Origin of the sequence: Pseudomonas sp. ARP3 (assembly GCF_001029595.1) — a bacterium.
GTDB lineage: Bacteria > Pseudomonadota > Gammaproteobacteria > Pseudomonadales > Pseudomonadaceae > Aquipseudomonas > Aquipseudomonas rhodesiae.
On the sequence record NZ_LEKF01000027.1, the window covers coordinates 24,639 to 46,359 of the forward strand.

The 21,721-nt window shown below is 60.5% G+C and carries 17 protein-coding genes; 4 read left to right on the forward strand and 13 right to left on the reverse strand.

Features of this window, described 5'->3' with window-relative positions:
- Nucleotides 1-304: 304 nt before the first annotated feature.
- Complete coding sequence (rne, locus tag ABX75_RS24260) at nucleotides 305-3,505, forward strand: ribonuclease E (RefSeq protein ID WP_082136202.1); 3,201 nt, start codon at nucleotides 305-307, stop codon at nucleotides 3,503-3,505.
- Between the two features lie 59 nt (nucleotides 3,506-3,564).
- Here the strand turns inward: rne and ABX75_RS24265 are convergent, their stop codons facing one another.
- From ABX75_RS24265 to ABX75_RS24275, 3 genes are all read right to left on the reverse strand, one after another.
- Nucleotides 3,565-4,149, reverse strand: coding sequence for an NTP transferase domain-containing protein (locus ABX75_RS24265; protein ID WP_047882813.1), 585 nt, complete (start codon nucleotides 4,147-4,149; stop codon nucleotides 3,565-3,567).
- Nucleotides 4,146-5,132 (reverse strand): XdhC family protein, encoded by a 987-nt coding sequence (locus ABX75_RS24270; RefSeq protein WP_034114868.1) that lies wholly within the window; start codon nucleotides 5,130-5,132, stop codon nucleotides 4,146-4,148. The genes ABX75_RS24265 and ABX75_RS24270 overlap by 4 nt, the downstream gene beginning before the upstream one ends.
- 136 nt (nucleotides 5,133-5,268) lie before the next feature.
- Nucleotides 5,269-6,600, reverse strand: a complete 1,332-nt coding sequence (locus tag ABX75_RS24275; protein WP_034099901.1) for a dicarboxylate/amino acid:cation symporter — start codon at nucleotides 6,598-6,600, stop codon at nucleotides 5,269-5,271.
- A gap of 340 nt (nucleotides 6,601-6,940) precedes the next feature.
- Between ABX75_RS24275 and ABX75_RS24280 the strand changes: the two genes are divergently transcribed.
- A complete protein-coding gene (locus ABX75_RS24280; RefSeq protein ID WP_034099902.1) occupies nucleotides 6,941-7,939 on the forward strand; it encodes an AraC family transcriptional regulator in 999 nt (332 codons plus the stop codon).
- A gap of 99 nt (nucleotides 7,940-8,038) precedes the next feature.
- Here ABX75_RS24280 and ABX75_RS24285 read toward each other — a convergent pair whose 3' ends face one another.
- Genes ABX75_RS24285 through ABX75_RS24295 form a run of 3 tightly spaced genes read right to left on the reverse strand, consistent with a single transcriptional unit; the run spans nucleotide 8,039 to nucleotide 10,386 of the window.
- Complete coding sequence (locus tag ABX75_RS24285; protein ID WP_034099903.1) at nucleotides 8,039-9,385, reverse strand: ATP-binding protein; 1,347 nt, start codon at nucleotides 9,383-9,385, stop codon at nucleotides 8,039-8,041.
- Complete coding sequence (locus ABX75_RS24290; RefSeq protein WP_034099904.1) at nucleotides 9,382-10,059, reverse strand: response regulator; 678 nt, start codon at nucleotides 10,057-10,059, stop codon at nucleotides 9,382-9,384. The genes ABX75_RS24285 and ABX75_RS24290 overlap by 4 nt, the downstream gene beginning before the upstream one ends.
- Nucleotides 10,060-10,077: 18 nt before the next feature.
- Nucleotides 10,078-10,386, reverse strand: coding sequence for a hypothetical protein (locus ABX75_RS24295; RefSeq protein ID WP_047882814.1), 309 nt, complete (start codon nucleotides 10,384-10,386; stop codon nucleotides 10,078-10,080).
- Nucleotides 10,387-10,521: 135 nt separating this feature from the next.
- Between ABX75_RS24295 and ABX75_RS24300 the strand changes: the two genes are divergently transcribed.
- Nucleotides 10,522-11,247 (forward strand): 4'-phosphopantetheinyl transferase, encoded by a 726-nt coding sequence (locus tag ABX75_RS24300; protein WP_034099906.1) that lies wholly within the window; start codon nucleotides 10,522-10,524, stop codon nucleotides 11,245-11,247.
- Here ABX75_RS24300 and ABX75_RS24305 read toward each other — a convergent pair whose 3' ends face one another.
- Complete coding sequence (locus tag ABX75_RS24305; RefSeq protein WP_047882815.1) at nucleotides 11,248-12,864, reverse strand: ATP-binding protein; 1,617 nt, start codon at nucleotides 12,862-12,864, stop codon at nucleotides 11,248-11,250.
- Complete coding sequence (locus tag ABX75_RS24310) at nucleotides 12,861-13,586, reverse strand: response regulator (protein WP_034114870.1); 726 nt, start codon at nucleotides 13,584-13,586, stop codon at nucleotides 12,861-12,863. Before ABX75_RS24310 ends, ABX75_RS24305 begins: the two co-directional genes overlap by 4 nt.
- Nucleotides 13,587-14,372: 786 nt before the next feature.
- Between ABX75_RS24310 and ABX75_RS24315 the strand changes: the two genes are divergently transcribed.
- Nucleotides 14,373-17,267: a ribonucleoside-diphosphate reductase subunit alpha gene (locus tag ABX75_RS24315; RefSeq protein WP_034099909.1), complete on the forward strand. Its 2,895-nt coding sequence runs from the start codon at nucleotides 14,373-14,375 to the stop codon at nucleotides 17,265-17,267.
- Between the two features lie 91 nt (nucleotides 17,268-17,358).
- Here the strand turns inward: ABX75_RS24315 and ABX75_RS24320 are convergent, their stop codons facing one another.
- The 5 genes from ABX75_RS24320 to flgB all read right to left on the reverse strand — a co-directional run bounded on the left by ABX75_RS24320 (nucleotide 17,359) and on the right by flgB (nucleotide 21,546).
- Nucleotides 17,359-18,465: a hypothetical protein gene (locus tag ABX75_RS24320; protein ID WP_047882816.1), complete on the reverse strand. Its 1,107-nt coding sequence runs from the start codon at nucleotides 18,463-18,465 to the stop codon at nucleotides 17,359-17,361.
- Between the two features lie 143 nt (nucleotides 18,466-18,608).
- Entirely contained in the window at nucleotides 18,609-19,919 is a 1,311-nt protein-coding gene (gene flgE, locus ABX75_RS24325) for a flagellar hook protein FlgE (protein ID WP_034099910.1), read from the reverse strand.
- A 31-nt stretch (nucleotides 19,920-19,950) separates the two neighbouring features.
- Nucleotides 19,951-20,676, reverse strand: coding sequence for a flagellar hook assembly protein FlgD (gene flgD / locus ABX75_RS24330; RefSeq protein ID WP_034099911.1), 726 nt, complete (start codon nucleotides 20,674-20,676; stop codon nucleotides 19,951-19,953).
- 15 nt (nucleotides 20,677-20,691) lie between these two features.
- Nucleotides 20,692-21,135 carry a flagellar basal body rod protein FlgC gene (gene flgC, locus ABX75_RS24335; RefSeq protein WP_024076985.1) on the reverse strand — a complete coding sequence of 148 codons (444 nt, stop codon included), beginning with the start codon at nucleotides 21,133-21,135 and terminating at the stop codon, nucleotides 20,692-20,694.
- A 3-nt stretch (nucleotides 21,136-21,138) separates the two neighbouring features.
- Entirely contained in the window at nucleotides 21,139-21,546 is a 408-nt protein-coding gene (gene flgB / locus ABX75_RS24340) for a flagellar basal body rod protein FlgB (RefSeq protein ID WP_003175633.1), read from the reverse strand.
- Nucleotides 21,547-21,721: the final 175 nt, after the last annotated feature.

Genomic DNA, 21,721 nt, shown 5'->3' on the forward strand with positions numbered 1-21,721 from the left:
ACGTGTAGGGTGGAGATGCACAACCGTCGGACCGTGTAGCACTAGGCTTATATTTAGACGCTTCATCTCGTCCACAGTCGCCGGTTGATTCCTCCTCCTGACCTTAGCTTTTGTTGAAGCGGTGCCTTTGTCACCGCCGCTAACAAGCAGGACGCGTCCGTCGCGACTCCCGCCCAATTGGCAGGTTTTGCTGGACACTGGAGTGGCCAACCACTCTTGACGCACCTGACACCGACCGTGAGAAGTCGTGTGTGCCGAACGCCGTTTCCGGCAGCCCGGAAACCGACGGTACAACATGAAAAGAATGCTGATTAACGCAACTCAACCCGAAGAGTTGCGTGTTGCACTGGTAGATGGCCAACGCCTCTACGACCTGGACATCGAATCCGGTGCACGCGAGCAAAAAAAGGCCAACATCTATAAAGGCCGTATTACTCGCATCGAACCAAGCCTTGAGGCTGCCTTTGTCGATTTCGGCTCCGAGCGCCACGGCTTCCTGCCCCTCAAAGAAATCTCCCGCGAATACTTCAAGAAAGCCCCAGAAGGCCGCGTGAACATCAAGGACGTCCTGAGCGAAGGCCAGGAAGTCATCGTTCAGGTGGAAAAAGAAGAACGTGGCAACAAGGGCGCCGCCCTGACCACCTTCATCAGCCTGGCCGGCCGCTACTTGGTACTGATGCCGAACAATCCGCGTGCCGGCGGCATCTCCCGCCGCATCGAAGGCGAAGAGCGCAACGAACTGCGTGAAGCGCTCAACGGCCTGATCGCACCGGCCGACATGGGCCTGATCGTGCGCACTGCCGGCCTGGGTCGCAGCAGCGAAGAGATGCAGTGGGACCTCGATTACCTGCTGCAACTGTGGACTGCCATCAAGGAAGCCTCGCTGGATCGTTCCGCGCCGTTCCTGATCTACCAGGAAAGCAACGTAATCATCCGCGCCATCCGCGACTACCTGCGCCAGGACATCGGCGAAGTGCTGATCGACAGCGTCGAAGCCCAAGACGAAGCCCTGACCTTCATCCGCCAGGTCATGCCGCAGTACGCCAGCAAGATCAAGCTGTACGAAGACAGCGTCCCACTGTTCAACCGTTTCCAGATCGAAAGCCAGATCGAGACCGCTTTCCAGCGCGTGGTCGAACTGCCTTCCGGCGGCTCCATCGTGATCGACCCGACCGAAGCCCTGGTGTCCATCGACATCAACTCGGCGCGCGCCACGAAAGGTAGCGACATCGAAGAAACCGCCCTGCAGACCAACCTGGAAGCGGCCGAAGAAATTGCCCGCCAGCTGCGCCTGCGCGACATCGGCGGCCTGATCGTGATCGACTTCATCGACATGACCCCGGCCAAGAACCAGCGCGCCGTGGAAGAAAAAGTCCGCGAATGCCTCGAAGCCGACCGTGCCCGCGTGCAAGTGGGCCGCATCTCGCGCTTCGGCCTGCTGGAAATGTCCCGTCAGCGCCTGCGTCCTTCCCTGGGCGAGAGCAGCGGCATCGTCTGCCCGCGTTGCAACGGCACCGGCATCATCCGTGACGTTGAATCGCTGTCGCTAGCAATCCTGCGCCTTATCGAAGAAGAAGCCCTGAAGGACCGTACCGCCGAAGTCCGCGCCCAGGTGCCGATCCCGGTGGCCGCGTTCCTGCTCAACGAAAAACGCAACTCGATCACTAAGATCGAACTGCGTACCCGCGCTCGTATCGTGATCCTGCCGAACGACCATCTCGAAACGCCGCACTTCGAAGTGCAGCGTCTGCGTGATGACAGCCCGGAAGCCCACAGCGGTCAGTCCAGCTACGAAATCGCTGCTGCCGCTGCCGAGGTGGAAGAAGTCCAGCCAGCCGCCGCAACCCGCACCCTGGTCCGCCAGGAAGCCGCCGTGAAGACCGCTCCAGCCCGTGCCAACGCACCGGTTCCGGTTGAGGCCGCTGCACCGGTTGCCGCACCAGCCGCGATGCCTGAACCAAGCCTGTTCAAAGGCCTGGTGAAATCCCTGGTTAGCTTGTTCGCCACCAAGGAAGAGCCTGTCGCACCGGTCGTCGTCGAAAAACCTGCCGCCGAGCGCCCAGCGCGCAACGAAGAGCGTCGCAACGGTCGCCAGCAAAGCCGTAACCGCAACGGTCGCCGTGACGAAGAGCGCAAGCCTCGCGAAGAGCGTGCACCGCGTGAAGAACGTGCGCCGCGTGAAGAGCGTCAGCCTCGTGAAGCCCGCGAAGACACTCCGACCGTAGCCCGCGAAGAGCGTGCACCGCGTGAAGAGCGCGCGCCACGTACGCCGCGTGCCCCGCGTGAAGATCGCAAGCCTCGCGGTGAGCGTGAAGAGCGTGTGCGTGAACTGCGCGAGCCTCTGGATGCCGCCCCGGCCGTTGCCGCTGCTGCTGCCACCGAAGAACGCCCAGCCCGTGCGCCTCGCGAAGAGCGTGCGCCACGAGAAGAACGCCAGCCTCGTGCCCCGCGTGAAGAGCGTCAACCGCGCGCCGAGCAGGCCGCTGCCGCAAGCGAAGAGGAAGTGCTGACCGGCGAAGAGCAGCTGCAGGAAGACGGTCAGGACAACGCCGAAGGCGATCGTCCACGCCGCCGCTCCCGTGGCCAGCGTCGTCGCAGCAACCGTCGTGAGCGTCAGCGTGATGCCAACGGCAATGTGATCGAAGGCTCGGAAGAGACCGGCGAGAACACCGAAGGCGCCAACAACGAGCCGACCACTACTGAACTGGCTGCAGGTCTGGCCGTTACCGCAGCGGTTGCCAGCTCGGTTATCAGTGCACCGGCTGAAGCCCAGGCTCATCAGCAGGCTGAACGCGCTACCGCCGCTGTCGAGGACACCGTTGTCGCCGAAACGCCTGTCGTGCAGCCCCCAGCAGTTGAAGCGCCGGTAGTAGAAGCAACAACTCCGATCGAAGCCCCCGTGGTACCGGAAGTGGAAGTCGCACCGGTTCGCGACGCCCAGCCAGTGACCGACGTGGTTGCGGTTGAAGTGGCGCCAGTGGCTGAGCCTGAACCCGTGGTTGAAGCCGCTGCACAAGCGCCGGCTGTAGAAGAAGCCGCCCCGGCAGTGCGCGAAGTTCGTGAAGAACAGACCGCCTTCCAGTGGACCGCCGAACCTGCTGCGCCGGTTGAAGCGCCTGCGCCGGCGGCGGAAGAAGCACCGGCACCGGTTGCCGAAGTGGTAGTTGCCGAGCCTGCACCCGTGGTGGAGGCCGCTCCGGTGGTTGAACCTGCGCCTGTGGTTGAAGCGCCCGTGGTTGCCGAAGTCGCCGCGCCGGTAGTTGAAGCGGCACCGGCCAGCGCCTTGACCGAAAACGGCCGTGCGCCGAACGACCCGCGTGAAGTGCGTCGTCGTCGCAAGGAAGCCGAGGCGGCCGCCGCTGCGGCAGCTGCTGCACCGGCTGTGGTTGAAGCTGTCGAGGCGCCAGCCCCGGCTGCAGAAACCGTGACTGAGCACTCTGCTGTCGAAGAAGTGGCCGAGCGCAAAGTTCAGGAAGAAGAACACGAGCCTAAACCTCTCGTCTGATTCCAACCGCTACTAAAAAGCCCCGCCTGAGTGATCAGGCGGGGCTTTTTTATATCGGATCAGCGGTAATTCAGTCGCTCTGGTACATCCACATCCCATAACACGCCTGGGTCATTCACCGGCACCTCCCTCACAGCCGTCGGTGTAAACAAGAGCCTGGCACCTCGATCACCCGCTAGCGTCTTCAACCCCGGCCCGAAGTCACGCCCAAACGCCACAGGGTGACCATAACGGCCATCCTGCACTGGCACGCGAATGCCCTGCTCCGGCAGCCCCTGAATCACTTGCTCGATGCTGGATGACTGGATAAAGGGCATATCCCCCAGTACCACCAACCAACCTTCGGCCGTAGCGCTGGCCGCTACCGCCGCTGCGATACTGTCGCCCATGCCTGCCGACGTCAGTTGCAAAACCTTACACCCATGTGCCTCGGCCAACTGAATCACCTCGGCACGCTCCGGCGACGTCACCAGCCAGCGCTCTACCACGCACGTCGGCAAATTCACCAACACCTGCTCGATCACCGGCCGCGTCACCCCGTCCAGCCCCAGGCAAGGCGCCAGCAATTTATCCTGATCAGCTCCCGCCTCGGCGCGGAAACGACTGCCCTGCCCCGCCGCCAGCACAATCGCGGTGACGGTCATTCGGCCACCACCGGCAGCGGCTTTTTCTGCATCGGTGCTACACCGTTTTTGATCGCGACAATTTCCGCCATCAGCGACAGTGCGATTTCCGACGGCGTATGACTGCCGATATGCAAGCCGATCGGCCCATGTAGCCGCGCTATCGCCTGCGCCGACAGGCCCAGCGCCGACAAGTTCTCCCGGCGCTTCTGACTGTTGACCCGCGAGCCCAGCGCGCCAATGTAGAACGCCCGGGAATCCAACGCCGTCAGCAGCGCCATATCGTCCAGGCGCGGGTCATGGGTCAGGCAAACGATGGCCGTACGCTCGTCGGTCTGGATAGACAGTACCGCTTCATCGGGCATACCGGGCACGAAGCGCCCGTGTTGCGCCTCCCAACCGTAGACGAACTCTTCGCGGGGGTCGCAGATAAGCACTTCGAAATCCAATAAGCGCGCCATTTCCGCCACGTACCGCGACAATTGCCCGGCGCCGATCAGCAGCAGACGCCAGCGCGGGCCATAGATGGCGCGCAAGCGTTCACCGTCGAAATTCAGGCCATCGGTCTTGGTGGCGCTGCTCAAGGTAACCTCGCCCGTGGCCAGGTTCAGTTCCCGCGCGACGATCTCATGGGCTTCGCAACGCGCCAACAGGTCGGCGACCCATTGCCAGTCCAGCACCCGCTCTTCGGTCAGGCGCAAGGTGCCGCCGCAGGGCAGGCCAAAACGCGCGGCCTCGTCCTGGGTCACGCCGTAGGTCACTAACTGCACCGGCGGCCCGTCGTCCGTCAGGCGGCCGTCGTGCAAGCGGGCTATCAGGTCATCTTCGATGCAACCACCAGACACCGAGCCGATGACGATACCATCGCCGCGCAGCGCCAACATGGCGCCCGGTGGACGCGGCGCGCTGCCCCAGGTCTGGACCACGCTGTACAACACCACTCGCTGCCCGGCACGACGCCACTCCAGCACACTGCGCAGCACATTCAGATCCACACTGTCCATCAAGCCTCCCGCGGGCAATATCGCGCTTACTGTAACCAAAAAATAACCCGGGTGCCGCGCGCCAGAAACGCAAACGCCCCGAACAAGTCGGGGCGTTTGCGCAGAGCTGGGGGCGTCAGTTCACGCCATCAGCGGCTTACTTGACCACCGGTGCAGGACCTTCGGCCACACCCAGGTCATCGAGTTCACGGGTTTCGGAAATACCGGTCCCGCCCGATGCCAGTTCGCTGTGCAGCTTGTCGGTATCCAGTTCTTTCACCCACTTGGCCACAACGATGGTGGCAACGGCGTTACCCACCAGGTTGGTCAGCGCACGGGCTTCGGACATGAAACGGTCGATACCCAGAATCAGCGCCAGACCGGCAACCGGCAGGTGGCCAACGGCCGACAGGGTTGCAGCCAGTACGATGAAACCACTACCAGTCACGCCCGCAGCACCTTTGGAGGACAGCAGCAGCACCAGCAGCAGGGTGATCTGGTGGGTGATGTCCATATGGGTGTCGGTCGCCTGAGCGATAAACACGGCCGCCATGGTCAGGTAGATCGAGGTACCGTCGAGATTGAAGGAGTAGCCGGTCGGGATCACCAGACCTACTACGGATTTCTTCGCACCCAGGCGCTCCATCTTGATCAGCATGCGTGGCAACGCGGATTCGGAGGAGGATGTACCCAGAACGATCAGCAGCTCTTCACGAATGTAGCGGATCAATTTCAGCACGCTGAAACCGTGAGCGCGGCAGATGGCGCCCAGCACCAGGACCACAAACAGCACGCAGGTGATGTAGAAGCAGATCATCAACTGGCCCAGTTGCACCAGGGAACCCACGCCGTAGGCACCGATGGTGAACGCCATGGCGCCCAGGGCACCGATCGGCGCCAGCTTCATGATCATATTGATGATGTTGAACATCACGTGAGCGAAGCGATCAATAAAGTCCAGCACCGGCTTGCCGTAAGCGCCCAGGCGGTGCAGGGCAAAGCCGAAGATCACCGAGAACATCAGCACTTGCAGAATGTCGCCGTTGGCGAAGGCGCCGACGATGGTGTTCGGGATCACGTTAAGAATAAAGCCGACAATGCTCTGGTCTTTACCGGCGGTGACGTAAGCAGCCACTTTGGACGCGTCCAGGGTCGACACGTCGATGTGCATGCCGGCGCCCGGTTGCACGACGTTGACGACGACCAGGCCGATCAGCAGGGCAATGGTGGAGACGATTTCGAAGTAGAGCAGCGCATAGCCACCGGTTTTGCCCACCGATTTCATGTTCTGCATGCCGGCGATGCCGCTGACAACGGTACAGAAGATGATTGGGGCGATGACCATTTTGATCAGTTTGATGAACCCGTCACCCAATGGCTTGAGGGCCACGCCGGTCTGCGGGTAGAAGTGACCGAGCAAAATACCGATAACGATTGCAACGATCACCTGGAAATACAGGGATTTGTAGAGTGGCTGACGAGTCGTCATTGCAAAATTCCTCAATCGTCCCGTGTGGCAAATATCCGCCATTGCCCACGACACTTGAATTGCGAACCCTCCTGCACTGGAGGGATTTGTTGTTTGCGAGGGCTGTGAGATAAGTCCTGCGCTGTCTTACCTATCGCAAACGTCGTGCCACTTTGCGCAAATCCGCTTTATGCCTTAAGACAGCGGGCCCTGCGTTTACAAGCGGCCCCTCCAAGTAGACGAGCACATGGCGGATTTCCGCCGTACCGACCGATAGCATCCTGCAATTTGGCGGATATCCGCCTTGTCGCTCCCCCTAGGTGGTGGCTACCATCGGCCGTTCTATGGACGAGGGCCCCCTATGCGCGAACGTACCATCGCCAGCCACTTTGCCCGCGCAGCCCTGGGCGGTGCGCGGCGGGTCGGTTACGACTATTCGGCCCTGCTGCAGCAGGTGGGCATTGCCCAGGAGCTGTTGAGCGAACCACGCGCACGCATCGCACCGGAACAATTTACCCGACTGTTGCAATTGCTCTGGTTGGCGCTGGACGACGAATACCTGGGGTTTGCTGAAGGCCCCAGCAAACGCGGCACCTTCGCCATGATGTGCCACGCGCTGATCCACTGCCGTACCTTGGAGAAGGCTCTGGAACGCGGCTTGTTGTTTTATAGCCTGTTCCCGCAGGGGCCCCGCTGGCAGCTGACGCGTGAAGGGGAAATGGCGCACTTAAGCCTGGACCACACCCAACTCTGGGACCCGGACCACTTCCTCAGTGAATGCCTACTGGTCATCTGGCATCGGCTGGGCAGTTGGCTGATTGGCCAGCGCATTCGACTGCACCAGGCCACCTTCGCCTACCCGAAACCGGCCCACGCCAGCGAATATGATCTGCTGTTCCCGTGCCCTCAGGTATTCGGTGCACCGAACAGCAGCCTGGTGTTTCCGGTGCGCTATTTGAGCCTGCCACTGCTGCAGGACGAGCGTACCCTCAAGCATTTCCTCGAACGCTCCCCCGCCGACCTGCTCTCACGCCCGGACGAAGGCGACAGCCTGAGCAGCCAGTTGCGCCGCCTGCTGAGCCGCGACCGCACGCCTTGGCCGGACCTTGAAGCGGTTGCCCAGCACCTGCACATCAGCCCGCAGACCCTGCGCCGACATCTGCGCGAAGAAGGCACCAGTTTCCAGGCACTCAAGGATGAACTGCGGCGAGACATCGCCATTTTTCACTTGGGACGGGCGGACTTGTCATTGCAGGAAATTGCCGAACAGTTGGGATTCTCCGAACCCTCGGCGTTTCATCGGGCGTTCAAGAAGTGGACGGGGCTGACGCCGGGCGCCTATCGCGAGCAGGAGAGTTAGAGAGGCGGTGTTGGTGCGCCTCATCGGGAGCAAGCTCCCTTCCCCATTTGTACGGGTTCGCGCATCAAAAATGCGGGCGAGCGAACCAGCTACAACTGATCACACGGCCGGAAAGTGAATCCTGAACGCCGCGCCGCCCAGGGGTGAATCGTCCAGGGTCAAGCGCGCGCCGTAACTTTCGATGATGTCTTTGACCACCGCCAGGCCGATGCCCTGACCCGGGTGTTGGCGGTCCAGACGCTCGCCACGTTGCAGGATGCGCGCACGTTGGTCCGGCGGCACACCGGGGCCGTCATCTTCGATGCACAACTCGGTGCCGTCGTCGCTTTCCACCAGGCTGACGCGCACCTGGCTCAGGCACAGGCGGTAGGCGTTTTCCAGCAGGTTGCCAAGTAGTTCGAGCAAGGCGCCCTTCTCGATGGGCACGTCACACTCCTCTGGTAGCTGGAAAGACACCGTCACCGCTTTGTCGCGGTACACCTTGCCCAGGGTATCGCAAAGGCTTTGCACTACCGGCTCCAGGCGCACCTGATGGCGCACCAGGCCGCTTTTACGCAGGCTGGCGCGTTGCAACTGGTAGCTGATCTGTTGGCTCATGCGCTCGATCTGTGTTTGCAGCACCCTGGCCTGGTCGCGGTCCGCAGGGCGTTGAGCCATGTCTTCGCTCACGCCCTGCAAGACCGCCAGCGGGGTTTTCAAGCTATGGGCCAGGTCGTCGAGGGAGTCGCGGTAACGCGCCCGCTGTTCCCGTTCGCTGTGCAACAAGCGGTTGAGCGAGCCCGTCAGGCGCAGCAGCTCGCGGGGGTGCTGCTCGGACAAACTCTCGCGGGTGCCGCCTTCAATCTGGTCCAGTTCCTGGCTCAACCGCCGTAGCGCCTGCAAGCCCCAGGTCAGGCCCAGCCACAACAGAGTCAATAACACCAGCAATGCCGCGCCGAAGCCCAGATAGAGGTTTTCGCGCAGGCCTTCGAGGGTCAGTTGGTATTCGCGCACCGGTTGCAGGGCCACGATGCTGAACGCCGCGCTCTTGCCGCCGAGCAACTTGACCTCGACGTCATACACGAAGAATTCCTGGCCGTTGTCTTCGCGAATCCGCGCAAACTCATTGCCGCGTCCGTCATAGCGCGGTTTGTAGTTGATGTTTTCTTCGCGGGTCGCGCGCGAGCGCCATACCAAATGGCCTTCGCGGTCGTAGATGTAACCCAGCAGCCGACTGTCGGCGAGGTTGAAGCGCTCATCGGGCAATTGCGCAGGCATCAGCAAGTGGTTGTTTTCCACCCGCGCGGCGGAGATCAGCGTGGTGACGTCCGACGCCAGGCGCTGCTCGATGGAATCCTGCAACGCCAGGCTGAAGGCGCCTTGCATTGCCGGCAGCAAACCGAGCATAAACAGCACGGCCAGGGTGGCGGCCGCCAGCATCAAACGCACACGTAACGAGCGAATCAACGGCAGCGCTCATTGAACAGGTAGCCCAGGCCACGCACGGTGTCGATTGGCTTGAACCCGGCCGGGCCTTCCAATTTGCGGCGCAGGCGGCCGACCAGCACTTCGATGACATTCGGGTCGCGCTCGTCGTCGTCCGGGTACAACTGCTCCATCAAACGATCCTTGGCCACCACTTGCTGGTGATGGCGCATCAGGTATTCGAGGATGCGGTATTCGTAGGCGGTCAGCGCCAGGGGTTGCTCGTCGAGGGAGGCTTGCTTGCGGTTGATATCCAGCAGCAACGGCCCGGCGACGATGGTGGACTGGGTAAACCCGCTGGAGCGGCGCAACAACGCATTCATCCGCGCTTCCAGCTCTTCGAACTGGAAGGGTTTGACCACGTAGTCGTCGGCGCCGGCGGCCAGGCCTTCGACCTTGTCCTGCCAGTTGCCGCGCGCGGTGAGGATCAGGATCGGGAACGTCTTGCCCTTGGCGCGCAACTGGCGAATCAGGTCCAGGCCGCCCATGCCGGGCAGGCCCAGGTCGATGATGGCCAGGTCGTGATTGAACTGGCCGGTCTGGTACAAGGCTTCCTCGGCGTTGGCCACAGCCTCGACCACATGGCCACTGTCGGTCAGGCGGGTAAACAGGTGATGGCGCAGCAGCGCCTCATCTTCCACCACCAGCAATTTCATAAGGCTCTCCAAAGCAAATCAACTGTCCGACTGGGTGACATCATAGCGGCCCTGCAGGTCTTGCGGGCGCAGTTTAATGCCATTGAATTGGCCGGTCAGGTGCGCATAACCGACGCGGTAGGCTGGCTGCGCGGCGGTGGCGGCCAAGGGCTGGCCCCAGGGCGAGACCTGGCTGCTGACCTCTTCGAAGTTCACACGATGGATCAGGCTACTGGGCTTCCTGGTTTTCTCCCTGCCGAATTCGGCGAAAGCGCCTTCGGATGCCTGGGCGCCAGCGGTGGCACTCAGCAAGGTCAAGGCCAGCATCAGCTTTTTGATCGCAGTCATGGTGTTACCTCATACGCGTTTGGCTGTAGAGCCAGACTACGCAAGCGCCCCTGAACTCCCCCTGAACAGGCTCTGAACCCAACCTGAACCGGCGCGGGCTATCCTGTGGCGCGGCAACTGGGCAAAATAGCGCCCATGAATCCTCTACCCGCTTGCTGCACCCCACTTGACGCCCGCTGGCCGTTACCCGAACGCTTGCCGGGCACGGTATTCCTCAGCACCCGCTTCGATCCTGCGTCACTGGTAGCGGATGATTTCCAACGTTGCGCCGTGCCGCCGCCGGCCAGTATCCAGCGTTCGGTCGCCAAGCGTCAGGCCGAGTTCCTCGCCGGCCGTGTGTGCGCCCGCGCCGCGCTGCATCAGCTCGGTCACCGCGACTGCATCCCGGCCATTGGCGAAGACCGCGCGCCGGTATGGCCCGCGTCTATCAGCGGCTCCATCACCCACAGCACCGGCCACGCCGCCGCGATTGTCGGGCACAAGGCGCAGTGGCGCGGCCTGGGGATGGACTTGGAGAACCTGCTGAGCCTGGAGCGGGCGCAACGCCTGGCCGCGGAAATCCTGACCGCCGATGAGTTGCAACGCATGGTCGCCCTGGCGCCAGAGCAGGTCGCCCTGCTGGTGACCTTGACGTTTTCCATCAAGGAGAGCCTGTTCAAGGCGCTCTATCCGATTGTGCAGAAGCGCTTTTACTTTGAGCACGCCGAGTTGCTGGAGTGGTCCGAAACAGGCCAGGTGCGCCTGCGGTTGCTGACGGACCTGTCCCATGAGTGGTGCCAGGGCAAAGAGTTGCAGGGGCAGTTTGCGCTTGACGATGGTCAGCTCTTGAGCGTCGTCGCGGTATCCAACCAGCCCCATTGATCAATCTGCCGGTTTTTCTTGGCTCCGCGGCCAGCTCAGGCTGAAACACGCCCCGCCCAGGTTGTTGCTCTTACCGATCAACGCCCGCCCGCCGTGCCAATAAATGATGCGTCGTACGATAGACAGGCCCAAACCATGGCCTCCCGAAGCGCGGGTGCGACTGTCGTCCAGGCGCAGGAACGGCGTGAAGATACGCTCCCAAGCGCTTTGCGGCACGCCGGGGCCGTCATCCTCCACGTCGATGCGGCAACGTACCTGGCCCACCTGATAACTGATCAACACTTGCCCCTGGGCATGACGCATGGCATTGGACACCAGGTTCTGCAACGCGCGATGCAGATAACGCGGCTCGGCATCGACCCAGGCATCATCCCAATGCACCGATGACAGACAAATGCCACGACTGACGGTGATCTGCGGGCGCAGTGGCGACAATTCGCCGATCACCTGATCGAGCAACGCATTGAGGTCCACCCGCTGGAAATTCAGCGCCGGCGAGCCTTGCTCCAGGCGTGCGTAGGTGAGCATTTCGTCCACCAGTCCATCCAGATCCTGGATATCGCTGTCCATACCGTCCAGGTACTTGCGTCGCGCTTCCGGCGTGGCGGCATCGCCTAGCATCTCCAGGCCAAAGCGCAGGCGCGCCACTGGCGTGCGCAGTTCATGGGACACCGCACGCACCAGTTCGCGCTGGATCGCCAGCAATTGCTGCAAGTGCTCGGCCATGCCATTGAACGCCGCCGCCAAGCGCCCCACCGAGTCCGCGCCACGGGCCGGTACGCGCACTTGCAGATTGCCCTTGGCGATACGGGTAGCCGCCGCTTCCAGCCCTTTGAGCCGGCGCTCCAACTGACGGACTAAGAAATAGACGATTAAGCCGATCAGGGTCAGGCCGATCAACGCAATCAGGATCAGCCATTGCGCCGGGTACGGGTTCATTTGGTACAACGGGCCGATTTCCAGCACCCACGGCGTGCCGACCATACCGGCGAACACGCGGATCGAATCGCCGCCCTTGCCTAGTGCCATCACCGTGTCGCCCTCGGACACGCGCCGACGCTGATCATCGTCCATGTCGGCCTGGTCGAGGGTCATCAAATGCATGTCGAAGCCGAAACCCTTGGCTTCTTTGATATCCGCCAGCCGCTGCGGCTGCTCGGCCTCGGGATAGCGCACCAGCTCATCGGCCAGTAAATAAATAGTCGCGCGGGCCAATTGCTCGCTGATCTGCTGCACTTCGCCGGTCAGCACCAGTTGTTCCTGCTCGCTGACCAGGCGCACCACCCGCGCCGCGTGGGGGCCGGTCTGTTCCACCAGAACTTGGCCGCGTTGCAGGCGCGTGCGCTGGCTGAGGTCCAGGCGGGCTTCGGCGAGGGTGCGCAACTCCAGAGGAATGCCTAACAGACGTTCCCATACCGCCAGGGCGCGCTGACGTTCAATGGCGCTCATGGGCTGCAGGTTGTCGCCCATCAAGGCAAACGTGCCGTGGGCCAAGCGTTCGCGATACTGACCACTGCGCACCTCATTAAGCAGGTGCAGCGCCAGCACGCCAAGCAACGCCACCAGGATCAGCGCGGCGCACATGCCGCCGTAGATACGCAGGAAGATCGAGTTCACAGCGGCATGTCAGCGGCGGCTTCGGGGACGAACAGGTAGCCTTTACTACGGATGGTCTTGATCAGGCGTGGGTGGATCGGGTCGTCGCCGATTTTCGGGCGAATCCGCGAGATGCGCACATCGATGGAGCGATCCTGGCCGTCATAGCCGACGCCACGCAGGGCGATGAAGATTTCTTCGCGGGACAGGATGCGCCCGGCGTTGGCCACCAGCAGCCACAGCAGGTCGAACTCAGCGCTGGTCAGCTCGATACCGGTGTCATGCAGCCAGGCTTCGCGCAGGGCGTTGTCCACCACCAGCGGGCCGAACTGCAGGCGCCGTTGCAGCTCCACCGTCGCCGGTTCTGCCGGCTCGCTGCGGCGCAACAGCGCTTGGATACGCGCCAACAACAAGCGCGGACGCACGGGTTTGCACACATAATCGTCGGCGCCCAGGTCGAGGCCGAGCACTTGGTCCATGTCGTCGGTGCGCGCGGTGAGCATCAGGATCACGCCGTCATAGCGTTCGCGCACTTTGCGGCAGATGCTCAGGCCGTCTTCGCCAGGCAGCATCAGGTCGAGGATCACCAGGTCCGGTTGCTCGTCGATGATGCGCTCAGCCGCCAGCGCTCCATTGCCTTCCACCGCAACCCTCAGACCGTTGCTTTGCAGGTAATCACGGGTCAACTCGGCCAATCGCTCGTCGTCTTCGACGATCAGGATTTGCCAGGCGTCATGCTCCATCCGCTACCTCGGTTGTATTTATTGTTGGAGAAGCCCAAGGGGCCCGCGTCTATGCAAGATGCCAGGGTGATCGCCGAGCTCGTCTGCAGGAAGGCGCGCTCCTACAGCTGTCATCTGGCAAGGGCAAACTACCGCCGATTGTAGCCATGGGCCAGCCTTCAAACACAAGCCAGGAAATCCATTCGGTGATCACCTTTTTTTGTGATAGGGTTCGCGCCCTCAAAAATCCAACCGGCTGTTTTCATCTTGGAATATTCAGTGACAAACGGCTGAATCCAGCAGTGCTGCGGCCTACGCGGGCGTTCCACGTTTCATACACATTTTACCCACAGCGTTATCCACAGGCCGTGCGTTGCTAAGCCCTCCAAAACGCATTATCTTGTAGCTCGGCGCTAAAAAACCCCTACATGTAGGGTTTTAAGCGAAACCACCAAACACAGATCAGACAAGAAACTCAAGTCATTTCTTGCTCCCGTTTGGTTGAACCAAAGCAATTTTTGAAAGCCCAAACCGCGCACGCGGATGGCGACCGTTTTCAAGCTTCAACAGCGTAAAACGGTATGGGTGTTGCAGTGCTTGAATCCGGCAACTGTCACCTACCAGGAATACGGCCACGGGCATTGAGCCCCGAACCGAAGACTTCGGCATGGAAGCGGCGCGAACAGCCCCCTTCCTACTGTCCCGAAGTTGTTATGCCAGGCCCAGGCCTGCTGTAAGTGCTTCAGGACGGAACGGTGGGCACCGTGATGGTGCCCAAATAAATATAGAATGTGGAGACACCCCCCCATGCAAACCGACACAACTCGCGAGAACCCGCAGGGCTCCGTGCCGCAGGCCGCCGATTCGACTATGGATCTGTCCGCCACTGCACCTGGCCAACTGCGCGTGATCAAGCGTAACGGCACTGTCGTTCCTTACACCGATGACAAAATCACCGTCGCCATCACCAAAGCGTTTCTTGCAGTTGAAGGCGGCACCGCTGCCGCCTCGTCGCGTATCCACGACACCGTTGCCCGCCTGACCGAACAAGTCACCGCAACCTTCAAGCGTCGCATGCCCTCGGGCGGCACCATCCACATCGAAGAAATCCAGGATCAGGTCGAACTGGCCCTGATGCGTGCCGGCGAACAGAAAGTCGCCCGCGACTACGTGATCTACCGCGATTCGCGCGCCAAGGAACGTGCCGTGCGCACTCCCGCCGAAGAAGCAGCGGTACAAGCGCACCCGTCGATCCGCATCACCCTGGCCGACGGCAGCTTTGCGCCGCTGGACCTCGGCCGCCTGAACACCATCATCACCGAGGCCTGCGAAGGCCTGGAAGAAGTCGACGGCGACCTGATCCAACGCGAAACCCTGAAGAACCTGTACGACGGCGTGGCCCTGACCGACGTCAACACCGCGCTGGTGATGACTGCCCGTACCCTGGTTGAACGCGAGCCGAACTACTCGTTCGTGACCGCACGCCTGCTGATGGACACCCTGCGTGCCGAAGGCCTGGGCTTCCTGAAAGTCGCCGAAAGCGCCACCCACCATGAAATGGCCGACCTGTACGCCAAGGCCCTGCCTGCGTACATCGCCAAGGGTATCGAATTCGAATTGCTGAACCCGGTCCTGGCCACTTTCGACCTGGAAAAGCTCGGCAAGGCCATCAACCACGAGCGTGACCAGCAGTTCACCTACCTGGGTCTGCAAACCCTGTACGACCGTTACTTCATCCACAAGGACGGTATCCGCTTCGAACTGCCGCAAGTGTTCTTCATGCGCGTGGCCATGGGCCTGGCGATCGAAGAGAAGCACAAAGAAGACCGCGCCATCGAGTTCTACAACTTGCTGTCGTCCTTCGACTACATGTCCTCGACACCGACGCTGTTCAACGCCGGCACCCTGCGCCCACAGCTGTCCAGCTGCTACCTGACCACCGTGCCGGACGACCTGTCGGGCATCTATCACGCGATCCACGACAACGCCATGTTGTCCAAATTCGCCGGTGGCCTGGGCAACGACTGGACGCCGGTGCGTGCACTGGGCTCCTACATCAAGGGCACCAACGGCAAGTCTCAGGGCGTCGTACCGTTCCTGAAAGTGGTGAACGACACCGCCGTCGCCGTTAACCAGGGTGGCAAGCGCAAAGGCGCTGTGTGTGCCTACCTGGAAACCTGGCACATGGACATCGAAGAGTTCATCGAGCTGCGCAAGAACACCGGTGACGACCGTCGTCGTACCCACGACATGAACACCGCCAACTGGATTCCTGACCTGTTCATGAAGCGCGTCTTCGATGACGGCAAGTGGACCCTGTTCTCGCCCTCCGAAGTACCGGACCTGCACGACCTGACCGGCAAGGCCTTCGAAGAGCGCTACGAGTACTACGAAGCCCTCACCGAGTACCCAGGCAAGGTCAAGCTGTTCAAGACCATCCAGGCCAAAGACCTGTGGCGCAAGATGCTGTCCATGCTGTTCGAAACCGGCCACCCGTGGCTGACCTTCAAGGACCCGTGCAACCTGCGCAGCCCGCAGCAGCACGTGGGCGTGGTCCACAGCTCCAACCTGTGCACCGAGATCACCTTGAACACCAACAAGGACGAGATCGCCGTTTGCAACCTGGGCTCGATCAACCTGCCGAACCACATCGTCAACGGCAAGTTGGACACCGCCAAGCTGGAGCGCACCGTCAACACCGCCGTACGCATGCTCGATAACGTGATCGACATCAACTACTACTCGGTGCCACAGGCGCAGAACTCCAACTTCAAGCACCGCCCAGTGGGTCTGGGGATCATGGGCTTCCAGGACGCGTTGTACCTGCAGCACATTCCTTACGGTTCGGACGCTGCGGTCGAGTTCGCCGACAAGTCCATGGAAGCGGTCAGCTACTACGCGATCCAGGCTTCCTGCGACCTGGCCGACGAGCGCGGCGCCTACGAGACATTCCAGGGTTCGCTGTGGTCCAAGGGCATCCTGCCGCTGGACTCGCAACAGATCCTGATCGAAGCCCGTGGCCAGAAGTACATCGACGTTGACCTGAACGAAACCCTAGACTGGGCGCCGGTACGTGCCCGTGTGCAGAAAGGTATTCGTAACTCCAACATCATGGCCATCGCACCGACCGCCACCATCGCCAACATCACCGGCGTGTCGCAGTCGATCGAACCGACTTACCAGAACCTGTATGTGAAATCGAACCTGTCGGGCGAATTCACCGTGATCAACCCGTACCTGGTTCGCGACCTGAAAGCCCGCGGCCTGTGGGACTCGGTGATGATCAACGACCTGAAGTACTACGACGGTTCCGTGCAGCAGATCGAGCGCATCCCGCAAGAACTCAAAGAGCTCTACGCGACTGCCTTCGAAGTGGACACCAAGTGGATCGTTGACGCTGCCAGCCGTCGTCAGAAGTGGATCGACCAGGCGCAGTCCCTGAACCTGTACATCGCCGGCGCTTCGGGCAAGAAGTTGGACGTGACCTACCGCATGGCTTGGTACCGTGGCCTGAAAACCACCTATTACCTCCGCGCCCTGGCCGCAACCAGCACCGAGAAGTCGACCATCAACACCGGTAAGCTGAACGCAGTGTCCAGCGGCAACCACGGTGATGATTCGGTACTCGCCGCCCCGGCCGGCCCAGCGCCAGTGCCAAAGGCCTGTGCTATCGACGAGCCGGATTGCGAAGCTTGCCAATAAGCTGAGCTCATGACTAAAAAGCCCGTCATCCCTTTGGATTGACGGGCTTTTTTGTTTTTACAGCGCCACGAATCCTGAACGGTCTTTGCCATTATTTGAATGCATACGCCTCGCCACCATTCTGAGGCTGGCCGCCTCGTCCGCCCCATAGCTCCACATGTCCGCCAATGGATGCCATCGCATGGCCGCCATAAGCCACGACGCCAAGCACGCCGCTCGCAAGCTCAGAACTTGAAGATTGCCGGTACAAACCTTTCAACCCCAGGCGATCAAGTCCCTCGGAGAGCATTTCACCGTCATTCAAACTGACCAACGCATCTGCGAAGCTTCTGCGTGCATTAGCGTCATTACCAAATCCCCATCCCTGATTGCCCTCCATATGAGCCCGCTTTGCACTTGCTGCGTATAAGAAGTTGGCATCGGTCATCATGCCCGCATCATCACCCATGAACCGAGCCTGCTGGGCGGCCTGCTGCAGTTCGCTCTTGCTTAGATGGAGTTGGAACCCATCTCGCATCTGTATATCCCAACCATCGCCATTGGCTGTCACGTCCTTGAAAATATCGGTGGGTTTCTGACCAAACTTCATCATTGCAGCCTTTATTGCAGCCACTGTGGTGCAGTTCCCATCAGGACCTTGCTTGAAACCGCTCCAGATATTGCCGGCCTCTCTAGACATGCCAGGTTTTTGCCCCGGATTGCTTTTGTCGATTTTATAATCAGTGTACTTGGCGCCTTCAGTAAACGGCTTGTTGGTCATAGCCTGCACGGGACCGAAGTCCGTAGGGTTGACCCTGCCACCACCACCACCACCACCACCACCACCACCACCAGGTGATGGCTGCGGAGAAGGAGAAGGCTCATCAGGGAACAAATCCGGAAACAGCATCTTCAAAAGATCCAGCCACCGTCTCGGCCATTCTTCCTTGAGTTGCTCAAGGATTTTTTTGAACTCCTCGTCGCCAAGCGCTTTGCGCTTCTCATTAAGTTTGTCGCGTAGCTCCCGGACGGTCTGGCTCTTGCCGGTAATTTGCGCGTCGTCAAGCTCCTTGAGCAGTGTTGCGACGGCGCTCTTATTTGCGCTCACGTCATCGTTAATATTGACTGTCGCGCCTTTTTCGCTCAAATAAAGCGGTGCCGCTCCAGCAGGAAAATGCGCTCCGGTCCCGACAAGACCCACCTGCCACTGATTTCCCATCGCTCTCCCCCAACCAAAATCACACACTCAACGGCTCGCCGCTTCCTGGGTGGTATTGGGGGTGTAGGGCGTTCCAGATGATATTGATTAAAAAAAAACCCCTCGATGGAGGGGCTTTAAGTCAAACGCATAACGCCATGGCATCAGGTCATCTGAATGATGGTCTGCATAATGGTGCTCTGGGTCGAGATGGTCTTGGCGTTCGCCTGGTAGTTGCTCTGGGCCTTGATCAGGTCTACCAGTTCGTTGGTCAGGTTGACGTTGGAGTTCTCAAGCGAGTTGGCCACGATCGAACCCAAGGTACCGGCCTGAGGGGTGTCGTAACCCGGTTGGCCCGAAGCAAAGGTTTCACGCCAGGAAGTGCCGCCGGAAGGCTGCAGCCCCTGCTCATTGTTGAAGCTGGCCAGAGATATCTGGCCGATGGCCTTGCTCTGCTGGTTGCTGAACGTGGCGAACAGTACACCGCTGCCGTCAATTTTCAGGCCGGTGATCTGGCCAGTCGCATAACCGTCGGTCACCGGTGGGTTACGGTAAGTGGCGGAGTTGTACTGCGTGATGTTGGCCATGTTGATGGCGATACCGGTCGGGTTGGCATCCGCACCATTTGCCTTCCACACACCATTGGTCACGGTGCCTGGCACCCAGCCGGTGATGTTCAGAGTCGTGCTGGAAACAGTCCCGGTGAGAATACCGGTAAGTTTGCCCGCGCCATCAAAGCTCAGGGTCGACGGAACAGGCGGCGTGGACGGTGTGCCGGTAGGCGCCGAACCGTTCGGGTTGCGGCCGTCGATCAGGGTGTAGGCGTTCCACTTGTTGCCGTCGGTTTTCACCAGGTACTGCACCATCGGGTGCGCATTACCCTGGGAGTCGTACAACGTAGTGCTGTACTGGGTGGTGAAGGTGCTGGTATCGGTAGGGTTGAACGGCTTGAGCGTCTGGTCGATCACCGGCTCAGAAGAGTTCAGGTTACTGGTGGAGTCCACTTTGGTAGACGCCTTGGGCGGCAGATTCGACAGGTTCAGTTGCAGGTCGGTCAGGCCGCCCTTGATGATCTTGCCGTCTTCATCCGCTGCGTAACCCTGTAGACGCGAGGTGCCGGTGTTGTTGGTGATGTAGCCGTCCTTGTCGGCACGGAACGCACCGGAACGGGTGTACTCCAGGGAGCCGTCGCTGCCTTTCTGCACGAAGAAGCCGCCGCCCTGAATCGCCATATCCAGGATACCGCCGCTGCCATTGACGTCACCTTGTGTGAACTGCTGTGACACCGCCGCCAGGTTCACACCGTTACCAATGCTGTTCTGACCGGTGCCCAGCTTGGAGGCAGCGTAGATATCGGCGAATTCCGCACGAGAGGATTTGAAGCCAGTGGTCGCGACGTTGGCGATGTTGTTGCCCGTCACGTCCAGTTGTTTGTTGGCTGCATAGAGGCCGCTAAGGCCGATGTTAAAAGACATGTTTCTCTCCTTCTGCCGTATTTAGCCGGCTCTATGTACCGATAGTCTGAATTTGCGACAGCTTGACGCTGCCCATGCCGCCCGCCAGGTTCAGCAGCATTTCGCCGCCGGTCTTGCTCAGCGTCACGCTGGTCACCGTTGCCGGCAGCGAAGTCGCCAGGGCCACCGAGTCGCCTTTGTCGTTCTTGGTCGTGGCCGCGAAGGTATAAGTACCCGCTGCCGCCACCTCACCTTTGTCGTTCTTGCCGTCCCAGATGAAGTCGGACGTGCCGGCGCTTTGGGCGCCCATATCGATGGTGCGGACCACGTTGCCGTCCTTGTCGGTAATCTTGACGGAGACGTTGCCCGTCGCCGCCGTCACCGCCACCGAACCGGTCATGCTCTTGCTGGTATCGACCAAAGCCTTGTCGGTCTGGGTGATGATCGAACGACCTACCAGCGACGAAGCCTGCAGCGCCTGGGAGGAGCTGAAGTTGCTGGAAATCGAATTCACCGAGTCATTGAGGGTGTTGATGCCTTCCAGGCTGCTGAATTGCGCCAGTTGGGCAACGAACGCGCCGTTGTCCTGGGGCGACAGCGGGTTCTGGTTTTTCAGCTGGGTGACCAGCAACTGCAAGAATGCGTCCTTGCCCAGTGACTGGCTGCCGGTCGCGGCCTTGGAAGCATCCGCTAAGTTAGTGTTGTCCGACGCCGTCTTGACCTTCGAGTTGAAAAGGTCTTGAACCGCCGTGTTATTAGACGTATCGACAATGGCCATGGTTGGCGCCCCTTATCACTGACCCAGGGTCAGGACCTTCTGCATCATGGTTTTGGCGGTGTTCATCATTTCCGCGTTGGTCTGGAACGAGCGGCTGGCCGAAATCATGTCCGCCATTTCCTCGACCACATTGACGTTCGGGTAGTACACGTAGCCTTTTTCGTTCGCCGCCGGATGGTTGGGCTCGTAACGGGCTTCCAGGTTGCTTTGATCCTCGACTACGCCGAGTACCTGCACACCCTGGCCCGCGGCGTCCTGGTTCTGGAACAGCGAATCGCTGCCACCGCTCTGGCCGCCCTGGAACATGGTGGCGAACACCGGGTGACGGGCGCGGTAGGTTTGGTCAATGCTCGAAGACACGGTCTCGGCGTTGGCGATGTTACTGGCGACGGTGTTCAAGCGCGTGGTCTGCGCGCTCATGCCACTGCCGGCAATATTGAAAACACTGGACAGGGACATGGCTTACTCTCCACGCAGGGCTGACATCAGCCCTTTGAATTTACTGTTGAGCAGGGTGAAGCTGGCCTGAAAGTTCACCGAGTTCTCGGCATAGGCAGATTGCTCCAGCTGCGCGTCGACGGTGTTCTGATCGATGGATGGCTGCATCGGCGTGCGATACAGCAGCGACTCGTCACCACTGCTCAGGCCTTGCGCTTCGATATGACGGCTGTTGGTCATATTCAAGGCAAAGGTGCCGTTTTTGGTCTTGTCCTGCTGTGCAGCGAGCACGGCGGAGAAATCCAGATCCCGAGCCTTGTAGTTCGGGGTATCGGCGTTGGCAATGTTGTTGGCCAGGACTTCGGCACGCTGGGCGCGAAAGCCCAGGGCTTGTTCATGGATACCGAGCGCTTTATCGAAGCTGATGCTCATGGCGGAAACCTTTAGGCTGACCTGCTGTTCGTTGACAGAGGTATAGCAAGGTGCATGCCAATTTTTTCAGCCCCCATATATCAAGGACTTAAGCAGAAATTACCGGCGGCAATGCCAGAAAAGCGGCAAGCGGCTTCCGCTTGGCGCCAGTAAAGCGGCAATGGGGGATTGCCGC